General features: G+C 62.5%; 8 protein-coding genes and 1 tRNA gene. 3 read left to right on the top strand and 6 right to left on the bottom strand.

Annotation, left to right across the window (positions count from 1 at the left end):
• Positions 1–123: 123 nt before the first annotated feature.
• The gene (locus tag C8267_RS05190) at positions 124–1,137 is read right to left on the bottom strand and encodes an MlaD family protein (protein ID WP_308663238.1); all 1,014 of its coding nucleotides are present in this window, start codon (positions 1,135–1,137) and stop codon (positions 124–126) included.
• A gap of 12 nt (positions 1,138–1,149) precedes the next feature.
• Complete coding sequence (locus tag C8267_RS05195) at positions 1,150–2,280, bottom strand: N-acetylmuramoyl-L-alanine amidase family protein (protein ID WP_234025699.1); 1,131 nt, start codon at positions 2,278–2,280, stop codon at positions 1,150–1,152.
• A gap of 140 nt (positions 2,281–2,420) precedes the next feature.
• Here C8267_RS05195 and C8267_RS05200 point away from each other — a divergent pair, with 140 nt between their 5' ends.
• Positions 2,421–5,264: a putative LPS assembly protein LptD gene (locus C8267_RS05200; protein ID WP_106633922.1), complete on the top strand. Its 2,844-nt coding sequence runs from the start codon at positions 2,421–2,423 to the stop codon at positions 5,262–5,264.
• Between the two features lie 381 nt (positions 5,265–5,645).
• Here C8267_RS05200 and C8267_RS05205 read toward each other — a convergent pair whose 3' ends face one another.
• The 3 genes from C8267_RS05205 to C8267_RS05215 all read right to left on the bottom strand — a co-directional run bounded on the left by C8267_RS05205 (position 5,646) and on the right by C8267_RS05215 (position 9,158).
• Entirely contained in the window at positions 5,646–6,794 is a 1,149-nt protein-coding gene (locus C8267_RS05205) for a hypothetical protein (protein ID WP_158699723.1), read from the bottom strand.
• A gap of 217 nt (positions 6,795–7,011) precedes the next feature.
• The gene (locus C8267_RS05210) at positions 7,012–7,866 is read right to left on the bottom strand and encodes a nitroreductase family protein (RefSeq protein ID WP_106633924.1); all 855 of its coding nucleotides are present in this window, start codon (positions 7,864–7,866) and stop codon (positions 7,012–7,014) included.
• Positions 7,867–7,880: 14 nt separating this feature from the next.
• Positions 7,881–9,158: an MFS transporter gene (locus C8267_RS05215; protein WP_106633925.1), complete on the bottom strand. Its 1,278-nt coding sequence runs from the start codon at positions 9,156–9,158 to the stop codon at positions 7,881–7,883.
• Between the two features lie 139 nt (positions 9,159–9,297).
• On the opposite strand from C8267_RS05215, the gene C8267_RS05220 reads away from it, so the two are divergent.
• Positions 9,298–9,368 (top strand) — tRNA-Gln (locus C8267_RS05220).
• Positions 9,369–9,874: 506 nt separating this feature from the next.
• Entirely contained in the window at positions 9,875–11,536 is a 1,662-nt protein-coding gene (locus C8267_RS05225; protein ID WP_106633926.1) for a hypothetical protein, read from the top strand.
• Positions 11,537–12,052: 516 nt separating this feature from the next.
• Here C8267_RS05225 and C8267_RS05230 read toward each other — a convergent pair.
• A complete protein-coding gene (locus C8267_RS05230) occupies positions 12,053–14,161 on the bottom strand; it encodes a M3 family metallopeptidase (protein ID WP_234025700.1) in 2,109 nt (702 codons plus the stop codon).
• Position 14,162 lies beyond the last annotated feature (1 nt).

Raw genomic sequence — 14,162 nt, forward strand, 5'->3', positions numbered from 1 at the left:
TCGTCTCATCAATCGTTTCCATCACCTCTCTATCGCCACCGCAGGCCCCGATGTCTCGCCGGCTCCAGCCGCAGCTGCCCGAAAAGGACAAGTCGCCCTCCGCGCTCCGCGGCACCGCCTCGGCTACTGCTGCGCGGCGCGCTTGAGCGAGTCGCGCTCGGCACGGGCCGCCTCCTTCGCGGCACGGCGCTCGGCACGGGCCTTCATCTTCTCGGGGTCACGCCCGAAGAGCGAAAGGTGGACGTAACGCGCCGGGTACTGCTTCAAATCCTCGAGCAGCGTCGCGAGGTTGCCGCTCGCCTCCGTGAGCGAATCGTAGAGCGCCGCATCGCCCACCAGCTTGCCGAGCGTCCCCTGCTGCTCGTTGAGCTTCTCGAGCAGGGCGTTGAGCTCCTCGACCGAGCCGGCCAGATTCGAGGCGAACTCCTGCTCGGAGAGCTCCCCGGCCATCGCATTGACACTGCGCAGGATGCTGTCCACGCGGCCGGCATTCTCGCCCAGCGTCCCGGCGAACTCCGACAGTCCGCCGATGGCTTCGTGCAGATGCGTCCGCTCGGCGGCGAGCAGCTCGTCGACGTTGCCCGTGATGGAGTTCAGATGGGTCATCGTCCCCGAGAGGCTGGCGGCATTCTCCTCCAGCAGGCGGTTGATGTTGCCCAGCGTCTGCGACAGGTCGTCGGTCAGCCGCGAAAAGCGCTGCTTGAAGAAGTCGAGCTCCGAGTCGGCCATGTCCATCAGGTCGCGGTCGCGGCTTGAACGAATCGTATCGCCCGCCTCGAGGTAGGTCGAGGCCGCGCCGTAGCTCACCTCGATGGCCTTGCCGCCCATCAGGCTCTGGCTGACAATCTTGGCCTCGGAGTCGGTCGGGATGCGGTACGTACGGCGGATGGTGAGCTGCAGCACCACCTTGTCGCTCTTTGCCGGGTCGAAGGCGATGCCGGTCACCGTACCGATTTTCACGCCCCGCATCATGATGGGCGAGGCGGCCTGCACGCCGTTAATCTGGTCGTAGGCGGCATAGTACTCCACGTTGCGGCTGAAGATGTCGATGCCGCTCAGGAAGCGGATGCCCGCCCATGCGGCGAGAATCATCGTGACGGCGAATATTCCGATTTTGGCTTCTCTTTTCACTTTCATGGCTCAAATGCTTTATTTGACAATCCGGCCCCCGCTGCAACGCACCACGAAGGCATCGGGGAAGCTGCGGCGCACCTCGCGGAGCGCCTTGCGGGCCTCCTCCTGGGTGCGGTACTCCCCCACACAATATTTGTAGCGGAAGCTCCCCTCCGCATCGTACTGCTTCACCTTGTTGCGGTACTTGCCGAACTGCGACGAGGAGAGGGCAACCTGCCGGGGGCTCGCAAGCACCTGCACCGCGTAGCGCACCTCCGTATCGGCACGCTGCGCAGCCTCGGAGCCGCTCTTCCGCTCCCCGGCCGCCTGAACGGTCTCGGGCGCCGGCTCCTCCTCCGCATCGGCCTCGTCGAGCTCCGGAAGCTGCGTCCCGCGCAGGTAGGCGTCGTAGTCGCGCACGGCGTTGTAGAGCGAGCGGGCGATTTCGGCCTGTCCTTTCTCGGACTTCATGTAGGCCATCTCCTGGGGGTTGGACATGAAGCCGATTTCGGTCAGCACGCCCGGCATGTCGGTGGCGTAGAGCACGCGCAGCAGCTGGGGCTTGATGCCCCGCAGGTGGCGTCCCGCCTTGCCGTAGCGGCTCTGGATGCAGCGGGCCATCGCCATGCTGTACTCGCCGTAGGTGAACTGCAGGTTCTGGATGTAGGCCCGCACGATGGCCGCCGTCCGCTCGTCCGACATGTCGATGAGGTCCTCGCGGTTGCTCTCGTAGAGGGCGTTCTCGTTGTAGCGCTGCTCCTTGGGCGTCTCGCCCATGATGAGCGTCTCGACACCGCGCGCCGAGGTTGCCGCCGCCGCATTGACGTGCACCGAGACGAAGAGCTCGCCGCCGGCGCCGTTGGCAATGTCGGCCCGCGCCTGCAGGTCGTCGAGCAGCGTAGCGCCCAGCTCCTTGTCCGTCTTGCGCGTATAGACCACCTTCACCCCGGGCATCCCCTGCTCGATGAGCCGCCCCAGACGGAGCACCACCGCCAGCGTGAGGTCCTTCTCGTAGACCTTGCCGTAGTGCGCCCCGGGGAACTTGCCGCCATGGCCCGCATCGAGCACGATGACCTTGAGCCCCGGCGCAATATTTTCCGCCTGCGCACCGTTCATAAGAACGGCGCACAGCGCAAAGGCCACTGCTGCAAGAAATCTTCCCCGCATATTGTGAGGTGAATTGTTAGCTTTCTGTAAATTTTTACCTATCTTTGTCGCGCCCCGAAAATGCCTCCCGGCAGAGCGAAGGACACCCCTCGGAGGTGTTTTGCCGACTTGTCGGCAAAGGTACGTAATTTTTTGAAAATTTGGAGAAATTCCGGGTAAAATATCTCGTCTCGGCAGCCGTCGTCCTGCTCTTCGCGCAGCTGGTCTTCGGCTTTCCGGCCTCTCCTGCTGCGGGAGCGGCCCCGTTGCGTGATACCCTGAACCGTGCCTCCGACTCGGCCCGCGAAGCCATCGCCCGCCAGGAGACCGCAACCCCCGAAGAGCCGCTGAGCCGCCGCGAGCGGCGCCGCCAGCAGCGCGAGGCCCGCGAAGCGGAGCGCCGCCGCGCCGCCTTCGATTCGTTGCCCCAGCAGGAGCGCGACTCGCTCTTCAGCGCCTCGGTCGACTCGCTCGTCGAGCAGAAGAGCGCGGCCCCGCAGCGCGACTCCTCGAAGCGCAAGGGCGGCAAGAAGGGGGGCGCCTTTCTCGAAGACATCATCTCGGGCCAGAACACCGACTCACTGGTCTACGACGTGCGCAACAAGACGGTCTACGTCTACAACGAAGGCAGCGTCTCCTACCAGAACAGCAGCCTGAAGGCCGACTTCATGCGCATCAACATGGACAACAAGCTGATTTACGCATACGGCAAGGCCGACACGGTCGAGGGGAAACCCACGGTCACCAAGCCCGAGTTTTCGGAGGGCAGCGAGTCCTACGCGATGGACACGATTGTCTACAACATCGACACGAAGAAGGCCAAAATCAAGGGCGTGGCCACGCAGCAGGGCGACGGCTGGCTGGTGGGCGGCAGTGTGAAGAAGATGCCCGACAACACCATCAACATCGAAAACGGCAAATACACCACCTGCGAAAATACGGACCACCCGCACTTCTATCTGGCAATGACCAAGGCGAAGGTGATTCCCGGCAAGAAGGTGGTCACCGGTCCGGCCTACCTCGTCATGGAGGATGTGCCGATTTACTTCCTCGGCATCCCCGAAGGCTTCTTCCCTATCAGCAGCGGCCCGAAGTCGGGTCTGCTGATGCCCACCTACGGCGAGGTGGCCACCAAGGGCTTCTACATGCGCGACATGGGCTACTACTTCACGCTGGGCGACCACGCCGACCTGGCCGTGCGCGGCGGTTTCTATACGCTCGGCTCGTGGGAGGCCTCGGCCGCGGCGCGCTACATCAAGCGCTACAAGTACAGCGGCAGCTTCAACGTCCAATACTCGAACAACAAAATCGGCGAGAAGGGCGAACCCGACTACACCAAGAGCAGCGACTTCAGCATCCAGTGGACCCACTCGCAGGATGCCAAGGCCAACCCCGGTTCGACCTTCTCGGCCTCGGTGAACTTCCGCACGAGCGGCTACAACCGCTATGCGGCCACCAACCTCAACGACATTCTTGCCACGCAGACCAACTCCTCGATTTCCTACTCGAAGAACTGGGCCGGCACCCCCTTCTCGCTCTCGGCCAACATGGCCATCTCGCAGAACTCGAGCAACAAGACCATCTCGGTCACGCTCCCCACGCTGGTCTTCAACGTCTCGCGCATCTACCCCTTCAAGCGCAAGGAGCGCATCGGCAAGGAGCGCTGGTACGAGAAGATTTCGATGCAGTACACCGGCAAGATGACCAACTCGGTCTCGGCCACCGAGTCGGAGCTCTTCTCGAGCAAGACGTTCGACAACATGAAGAACGGCATCGAGCACTCGATTCCCGTCTCGGCGTCGTTCAACCTGCTCAACTACATCAACATCTCGCCGTCGTTCAACTATACGGAGAAGTGGTACTTCAAGAAGCAGGAGTATGAGTGGAACCCCGTCACCAACCGCACCGACACGCTTGCGCCCCAGTACGGATTCTACCGCCTCTACAACTACACGGCCAACGTTTCGGCCTCGACGACCATCTACGGCATGTACGACTTCACCAAGAAGCGCAAGGACCGCAAGCTCCAGGCCATCCGCCATACGCTGACCCCCTCCATCGGCTTCTCCTACGCCCCCAACTTCGGCGACCCGCGCTACGGCTACTACCGCATGCGGCAGACCGACTCGCTGGGCAACTTCACCACCTATTCGCCCTATGCGGTCAACGCCTACGGCGTCCCCAGCTCGGGCCAGCAGGCGGCGATGACCTTCTCGCTCTCGCAGAACCTCGAGATGAAGGTGCTCTCGAAGCGCGACACCTCGGGCGTGAAGAAAATCAAGCTCATCGACGAGCTGCGTCTGAGCGGTTCGTACAACTTCCTGGCCGACTCGATGAACCTCTCGAACATCAGCATCTCGTTCCGTACGACGCTCTTCAACAACTTCGGCATCAACCTCTCGGCCACGCTCGACCCCTACCGCGTGACCCCCGAGGGACGGCGCTACAACAAGCTCTTCTTCCCGGGACGCATCGTCTCGACGGGATGGTCGTTCGGCTACACCTTCAAGTCGCGTGACGACCGCTCGCAACCGGCCGTCAACGACATCACCAGCATCCCGCCCGAGTACATGAACCCCTTCTACGACCCCTACGGGTCGATGGACCCCGTGCTGCGCCGGCAATACATGGCCCAGACCTACTACGACTTCTCGCTGCCGTGGAACTTCGGCTTCAACTATACGGTCAACTACTCGGTCTCCTACGGCAACTATCCGCCCAAGGGCTACCGGGCCAACGTCTCGCAGACCATCGGCTTCAACGGCAGTGTCAACATCACCCCCAAGATGGGCGTCACGTTCCAGGGCGGTTACGACATTGCCAACAACAAGCTCACCACCTCGTCGGTCTCCATCACGCGTGACCTGCACTGCTGGCAGATGTCCTTCTCGTGGATTCCCTTCGGATACTACCGCAGCTGGAGCTTCAACATCGGCGTGAAGGCCGCCTCGCTTGCCGACCTGAAGTACGACAAGAGCCAGAGCCGCTACGACAACATGTACTGATGCCGGGGGGGGCCGACAGGAGCCGACAGGGACGGACGGTTGCCCGGTGGGAACGAACTGGGGACCGACACGAACAGACAGAAACCCGGCGAGATAAACAGAAGCCGGCACGGCTGGATGCCGGAGAGGCAGCGGCACAAAACATAAAGCGGACACTCGTCGGAGTGTCCGCTTTTTTGTCACCCGGACCGCCTGCGCGCGGAGGCAGCTCTCCGCACGTAGGGGCCGAGGCAGGGAATTAGAGCCGCTGCCGGACTGCCGGATGGCCGGCAAAGGCACCGCGGCCCAGCTTGACGCCCGAGGAGCTGCCCGCAGCCGACCCTTTGGAAACCGCATCGATGTCCAGACGCTGGATTGCGGTGGTCACCAACCCCAGCTCGCTCACGCCGAAGACCAGTACCGAGCACTTCGTCCCGGGCAGAACGGAGAAGCCGTGGTCGATGGCCGAGACGGTCGCCTTGCCCTTCGAAAGAATGCCGGGGCGAACCAGCTCGAAATACCCTCGTACTGCTCTATCGAGAGCACCAGCGCAAAGGCATAGCCGTAGTCGCCGCCGTTGTCGGCCACCACGTCGCTCTGGGGGAAGGCCACGTAGTAGTGTTCGGTATCGTCCGAGGGGGTCACCTCGACCGTCACGTTAACCGTATTGAACGGCTCGCCGGTCTCGGAATCGGTCACCTCGACCAGCTCCTGGCCGGTCACCTCAACGTCGAACGTGCAGTTGCTCGTCGCCTTCCACTCGGGCGTGGTGAAGTTCTTGATGTAGAGCGGCGTAGTGACACGTACGGGCTCCTCCTCGTTCGAGGAGTCGAACTCCACGCCGTAGGCATAAAACATGTAGTCCACACCGGGATTCAGGATGCGCGTATCGTAGACGCTGTTGCCCGTTTTCGAGGCCTCCTCCATCCACTGGTACCACTTCACCCAGGGCATGGCGGCCGTCATCGCCTTGTAGTAGCCGAAATCATACCCCTCGATGAAGGCCATGTCGGAGTCGTAGGCCAGATACTTCTCGACGGGAATCTGTGCGAACTGATAGAGCAACACTCCGTCCTTGGGCTCGACCCGCAGCCGCGCCGAGCGATAGGTGAGGTTCTCGACCGTCAGGGCAATCGGCGCCTCGCTCGTCGTGATGTCGACGCTGGCGAAGGCCGAAGCCGAGAGCGTCACACCCTCGGCGGGCAGCGCCTGCACGGAGAAGCGGTAGGTCGTACCGAGCGAGAGCGTACGTCCGCGCTCGCCGCCCAGCTCGACCGACGTTGCGGCAGTCTTGCCCGACAACAGAGGGTGGAGCTCCTCGCCCACCACCTCGTCGAGGCGGTAGGCATACTCGGCGGCATCCTCCACGGCCGACCACCCGAAGGCGAGCAACACGGGCTCCGTGGAGCGCTCCTCGCTCTGCCCGATGGCGGGAGCCGCCAGCGACAGATTACCCTCCCCGTCGGAGGAGTCGCAGGCGACGGTGCCGAACAGCAATACAGCCACTACCCAAACCTTGAACCAACCATTAACCAGATTTTCTATAAGCATTGAAACTTTTAACAGGATGAATAAAAAAACCGGCCGTCCCCGACAACGGCCCGGCAGCGTGCACCGAGTGATATCAAGGGCGGTCTGATGGAGACAAAAATAGGACAAATCATCGGAAAAATCGACCAAAACAGGTAAAAAAGTAAGGGGATGGCCGCTTTTGCAGCCATCCCCTGCCTTTCAAGACAGAGGGCAATCCGCCCGTCCGCCCGCCGATTCAAAGACGCGTTACGGGCGAGGCCTTGCGCTCGAACGTATTGGCAAACCGGAAGGCGGGCATGCCGAGCGCCAGCACGGCGCAGACGCGGCGCCCGTCAAGACCCAGAAGCTGCTCCAGCGCCCCCTTCTGGCGGCGTCCGGCCACCAGCACGAAGCCCATGTATATCTGACTCACACCCAGCGCCTCGGCCATGAGCGAGGCGTTCTGGCTGGCCAGATTGGAATCCTCGACCGCAAAGCGGCTCTTGAGCGGAGCGTGGATGAAGAGCACGGCCGTCGCACCCCGCAGGATGGGGTCGCGCCCCTCTGCATACTGCTGCTTCATGCGGCGGAAGGCGGGCAGATAGCGCGCGGCGTCGGGCATCAGGAAGCGCACGAAGGGGCGCATGAGCGGATGCGACAGCAGCCGCGCCGTACGGTCGAAGACTCCGAGCGTGAACTCCGTCACGGCGCGCAGCTTCGCGGGGTCGGTCACCAGCGTATAGCCCAGTTCGCGGGCGTTGGAGGCCGTCGGGGCGCAGTCCGCCGCGGCGACAATCCGCCGCAACGCCTCCTCGGGCACGGGCATGTCGGTCAGCGCCCGATTCGAGCGGCGTGCCCGGATCAGCAGTTCGACCGCATCGGCCGACGGCAGCGCCGCGCGGTCGAGCGGATGGATTGTCCCGGCCGGGAAGAGCTCATGGTCGATGGCCGACGCGGGGCAGACCGCCACGCAGTGGCCGCAGCCGATGCAGCGGTCTGGCCGCTGCACCGTAACCGGCATACCGGGCTTCTCCTGCTCCAGAATCTCGAAGGGGCAGACCCGCACGCAGCGGCCGCACCGGATGCACTTGTCACTAATCTCAATTCTCATTGTCGTCGTTTGTTTTACCGCACGTCGCCTACCGTCTTCGGGTCATGCCGGTAGCGGAAGACCAGCGCGAAGACCAGCGCCACGACCAGTGCATAGCCCGCAAAGATGAGCCACGAGGTCGACCAGCCGGCCACCATTGCCTCGGCATCCGTCTGCGAATAGACGAAGCGGTTGACCACCGCCTGCGCTCCGAGCGTGCCGATGGTGGCGCCGATGCCGTTGGTCATAATCATGAAGAGCCCCTGGGCGCTCGAACGGATGGCGACGTCGGTCTCCTTGTTTACAAAAAGCGAGCCCGAAATGTTGAAGAAGTCGAACGCCACGCCGTAGACAATCATCGAGAGGATGAACATCCAGACACCGGGACCGGGATTGCCCAGTCCGAACAGTCCGAAGCGCAGCACCCAGGCCAGCATTGCCATAAGCATTACGTTCTTGATTCCGAACCGCTTGAGGAAGAAGGGAATGAGCAGAATGCAGAGCGTCTCCGAGACCTGCGAGAGCGAGATGAGCGCATTGGCGTGGTTCGCGCCGAAGGTCGAGGCAAACTGCGGAATGTCACGGAAGCTGGTGATGAAGGGGTTGGCAAAGCCGTTGGTTATCTGGAGCGAGACGCCCAGCAGCATCGAGAAGATGAAGAAGAGCGCCATCTTGCGCTGCTTGAAGAGCGTGAAGGCGCGCAGGCCAAGCGCCTCGACCAGGCTCTTGCGCTCGCCGCCGCGGCTGACCGGGCACGAGGGGAGCGTCATGGCGTAGACGCCCAGCACCAGCCCCAGCACGGCGCACTGCACGAACTGCATGTAGGTGGTCTGGAAGCCCGCCGCGTCGCACAGGAGCATCGAGCAGATGAAGCCCACGGTGCCCCACACGCGAATCGGCGGGAAGGACTTCACCGTATCGTAGCCCGACCCTTCAAGCACGCAGTAGGCCACCGAGTTGGAGAGGGCGATGGTGGGCATGTAGAAGGCGACGCTGAGCGAGTAGAGCGTGAAGAGCACGCCGAACGAGACCCCTTCGCCCGTAGCCAGGGCGTAGTAGCCGGCCGCCCCCATGAAGAGCGCAGCCAGCAGGTGGCAGATGCCCAGCAGCCGCTGCGCCGGCACCCAGCGGTCGGCAATGATGCCCACGATGGCGGGCATGAAGAGCGACACGATGCCCTGCATGGCATAGAAGATTCCGATATGCGAGGCCAGTCCCACGCCGACGAGGTACGACCCCATGGAGGTCAGGTAGGCTCCCCAGATGGCGTACTGGAGAAAGTTCATTACGGTAAGGCGGAATTTAATTCCCATAAAAACAACGGTTTAAGGTTACATTTGCGTTTTGTGTCGGTTTGTCGTCCAAAAAAAGTTTAAACAAAAATACATTTTTTTTGCGATTTTCTTTGCATTTGCAAAATAAATATCTACTTTTGCATCACCAAAACGTCATTGAGCTATGGTGTAATGGTAACACAACAGATTCTGGTCCTGTTATTCTTGGTTCGAATCCAGGTAGCTCAACAAAACCGCTCCTCTTCAGGAGCGGTTTTCTTTTTCCCCGGAGCCGTCGCAAACCCCGACCGACCCGGCGTTACAGATGCTCGGGACGCCCCCCCCGCACCACGCTCCCACCGATTGACCGTTGACCGCGCGGCCCCGCTGCTCCACGGCGAGGCGCAAGCCTTTCGCGAACCTTTGCCCCACCACCGACAACCTCCCGACCGTCGTTCAACCCTCACCTATTTATAAGAGCGCAGCCGCATCTTCCGCCGCAGAGGGTGCGCCCGCCCCGAACGAAGCGCCGCTCCGTTACCCCTGCACGCTCTGCTGGCCCGGCACACTTCGACTTCCCGACACGCTCCGACGTTCCGACACCGGCCCGCTCCGCAAACAAGGCTCCAAAACGAACCATTCTGCACCCGATGTCGGGAAAATGTGCCGAAAATGTACTTTTTTACTCCGAAAGATGCAGAGTAAACCTTTTTTTACTACATTTAGCACGAACAAATCATCAAAATCAACCCGCTATGAAACAGCACCGCTTCTTCCATGCCCTGCTGCAAGGGCTATTTGCCGGCTTCGCCGCCGTTTCGCTCCTGACCGGATGCAGCGACTCGAAGACCGACTCCCCCACTCCCACCCCCAAACCCGACCCGGACCCCGACACCCCGACGGCCGTCACCTTCGCCATCACGCTCGGCAGCTACGACCAGCAGGGCGTCTCGCTCAAGGTCACCCCGTCGGACGAGCAGGCGTCGTACTACTGCAACCTCTTCGAGGCGTCGACCTTCGAGGGGCTCTCCGACGATGCCCTGCGCACCTTCATCAAGGGGCTCGAGGCCGAAGCGTCGCTCCTGCACACCGGCACCGGGGAGTTCACCCTTGCGCGTGAGCTCACCCCCGCCACCAAGTACCGCATTCTGGTGGCCGGCCACGACGCCAAGGCAGGCTTCACGGGAGACTTCGCGCTGAGCGAACCCTTTGAGGTGGAGGCTTCGGCCGAACCCGAGCCCTTCACGTTCGAGGTCAAGGAGGTCACCTTCAACAGCGCCTCCATCCTTGTCAAGCCGCTCGACGCCTCGATGTCCTACTTCATCGACGTGCGCGATGCCGCTTCGGTCGACCAGATGGGCGACGAGAAGCTCGTCGAGGAGCTGCTGAAGCTCTACGGAGGCGCCATGGCCTTCCTCTTCACCTATCAGGGCGAGAAGACCATCTCTTCGGGCGTCGACTTCGGCTCGCTGCAGCCCGACACCGAGTACTACGTCTCGGCCTTCGGCTACAACGAGGCAACGAACAGCGCATCGACCAAGCTCGCCAAGATGAAGTTCAAGTCGGCCGCTGCGGGCGACCCGACGCAGAACACCTTCACGTTCGACATCGCCGACGTCACCGCCAACGGCGCCAACATCACGGTGCACCCCTCGGACGCCAGCGTGTTCTACGTCTGGGACGTCATCACCGAGGCGAACTACAAGAGCTACGGCCAGAACAACGACGGCCTGCGCAAATACCTGAACGACTACATCGAGAGCCAAATCAGCACGTCGTTCCCCACGCGCGAGGATGTCGTTGCGGTCTGCGGCGTGCGCGGAGAGAGCAACTTCGGCTACGAGTCGCTGCTGCCCAGCACGACCTACTACATCTGGGCCATCTGCGTCGACGCTTCGGGCAACCCGACGGCCGACCCGGCGCTGAGCGAGTCGTTCACCACCAAAGAGGAGGTGGTCTCGACGGCCACGGCCACCCTCGTCTTCGACAAGTACTACGACGGCAGCGAGCTCTACAAGCTCGACCAGAACCTCTACGCCAGCTACAACGGCAAGGCCTACGTCCCGGCCACCGTGGAGCGTTCGGCCGACGCCACGACGTGGTACACCATCTACACCTCGACCAACATCATGGACACGGAGACCTACACCGACACGGTACTGCGTTCGATTCTCGTCAAGCAGGGGACCGAAGGGGACGAGACGCCCCATTACGCCGTCGCGTGGGATACCGAGGTCTACTTCCTCGCCGTGGCGAAGGATGCCGCCGGGAACTTCGGACCCGTCTTCCGCAAGAGCCTTACCGTCAGCCTCGACGGAGCATCGCCCGTAAGCGAGCTGACCGGTTCGGCCCGTCCTGCCTCCAGACCGCTTGCCACGCGGCCCCTCGTGCAGCAGCTGGTCAACAAGCTCCGATAACAGAGCCTGCGTGACAGCACGCGAGGTACAACCCGCCGATTCCGGCGCTTCAACGCACAAGACCGCTTCCCCTCCGGGAGGCGGTCTTTTTTTGGAGAGGCCTTGTGCCGCAAAAGCACCACCCCACTTCTCGCCTCGACGCCTTCTTCCACAGCAAGCCCCGAAGCGCAGCTTCACAGGCAGGAAGGAAGTTGGGCCGGAACGCGCAGTGGAATTCACACCGAAACGCGGACCGAGACGCAGGCCAGAACACAGGCCAATGCACACCGAAACGCGGACCGGAATAAAGGCCGATATGCACGCCGGAACGCACACCGGAACGCACACCGGAATCGGGCGCAGAAATCCGACGCGAAAATCCGACGCAGGCCATACGCCGCACCGCCCGAACACACCGCCCGAACGCACCGCTCCCCCTCTCCTCTGTCGCAAAAAAAGGGCAGCCACCCCGAAGGGTGGCCGCCCGTAACGGATGCCGCACACGGTGCGGCCCGCAGGTTACTGCACGCAGCGGCCTTACTTCTGGTCGCTGCCCAGACCCATCTTCTCAATCAGCGCCTTGGTCTCGGGCTTGTGGCCGCGGAACTTGACGTAGAGGGTCATCGGGGGCTCCGTACCGCCCTTCGAGAGGATGTTCTCGCGGAACGAGTCGGCAACCTCGCGGTTGAAGATGCCCTTCTCCTTGAAGAGCGAGAAGGCATCGGCCTCGAGCACCTCGGCCCACTTGTAGCCGTAGTATCCGGCCGCATAGCCGCCGGCGAAGATGTGGCCGAAGGCGGGCGACATGGCCGTACCGGCAACGACGGGCAGCACCTGCGTGGGGGCCATCGCCTTCACCTCGAACTGCTCGACGTCACCCTCGTAGGGCTGCTTGAGCGTATGCCATGCCATGTCGGTCATGCCGAACGAGAGCTGGCGCACGTTGGCGTAGGCCGCCAGGTAGTTCTGCGCCGCCACGATGCGCTCGACCAGCTCGGCGGGCATCGGCTCGCCCGTCTCGTAGTGGACGGCCCACAGGTCGAGGAACTCCTTCTCGGTGGCCCAGTTCTCCATAATCTGCGACGGAAGCTCGACGAAGTCGCGGTAGACGTTCGTGCCGGTGAGCGACTCGTAGGTACCCTTGCCCAGCATGCCGTGCAGCGCGTGGCCGAACTCGTGGAGGAAGGTCTCCACCTCGTCGAAGGTCAGCAGCGAGGGCTTCGTCTCGGTGGGCTTCGTGAAGTTCATCACCAGCGACACCAGCGGGCGGGTCTCCTTGCCGTCGACCACCTTCGTACCGCGGTACTCGGTCATCCAGGCGCCCGAGTTCTTCGAGGCGCGGGGGAAGAAGTCGAGGTAGAGCACCGCCAGGAAGTTGCCCTGCTCGTCGGTCACGTCGTAGGCCGTCACGTCGGGGTGGTAGACCTCAACCTGCTCGTTGGGCGTAAAGTTGAGCCCGTAGAGCTTGTTGGCCAGCAGGAAGACACCCTTCTTCACGTTCTCGAGCTTGAAGTAGGGCTTCACCATCTCGTCGCTCAGGGCATACTTCTCGTTCTTGTACTTCTCGCTGTAGTAGGCCCAGTCCCAAGGCATCAGCTCACCCTCGAGCCCCTGCGAGGCGGCATAGGCGTTCAGTGTGGCGTAGTCCTGGTCGGCGTAGGACTTCGTGGCCTCCAGCAGCTCGTCGAGGAAGGAGTTGACCGTCTGCGTATTCCCGGCCATGCGCTCCTCGAGCACGTAGTCGGCATAGGTCTCGTAGCCGAGCAGGTTGGCGATTTTCAGACGCAGGTTGGCAATCTGCTTCAGCACCTCGCAGTTGTCGAACTCACCGCCGAGCGCACGCGAATTGTAGGCGCGCCAGAGCTGCTCCTTCAGCTCGCGGTTCGACGAGTAGGTGAGGAAGGGGACGTAGCTCGGCGCATGGAGCGTCACGGTCCACCCCTTCTGACCGCGGGCCTTGGCCTCGGCGGCCAGCCCCTCGCGGACAAACTCGGGAAGTTCGGCAACGGCCTTCGGGTCGGTGATGTTGAGCTCGAAGGCGTTGGTGGCGGCCAGCTCGTTCTGGTCGAACTTGAGCGTCAGGCCGGCCAGCTGGGTCGAATACTGGCGGTAGAGCTCCTTGTCGGCATCGGAGAGCGCCGCGCCGTTGCGGGCGAAGCTCTTGTAGCTCTTCTCGAGCAGCATCTTGTCCTCCTGCGAGAGGAACCATCCCGGATGCTCGTAGACGGCCTTCACGCGGGCGAAGAGCTCGGGGTTGAGCGCGATGTCGTTCTGGAGCGCCGTCAGACGGGGCTGCACCTCGGCGGCGATGCGCTGCATCTCCTCCGAAGTGTTGGAGCTCAGCAGGTTGTAGAAGACACCCGAGATGCGGTTGAGCAGCGCGCCCTGACGCTCGAGCGCCACGACCGTATTCTTGAAGGTGGGTTTGGCGGGGTTGTTCACAATCGCCTCGATTTCGGCCCGCGAGCAGGCGATGGCGGCATCGAAGGCCGGTTCATAGTGTTTGAGCTCGATTTTCGAGAAGGGCGGCGTGGCGTAGGGGGTATCCCACTCGACCAGCAGCGGATTGGTCTTGTCGAGCTCGGGCAGCTGTGCCTTGGGGAGCGAATTGTCGGCGCAGCCCGCCGTCATTGCGGAGATTGCCATG

The sequence above is a fragment of the Alistipes sp. Marseille-P5061 genome, assembly GCF_900290115.1.
Classification (GTDB): Bacteria; Bacteroidota; Bacteroidia; order Bacteroidales; family Rikenellaceae; genus Alistipes; species Alistipes excrementigallinarum.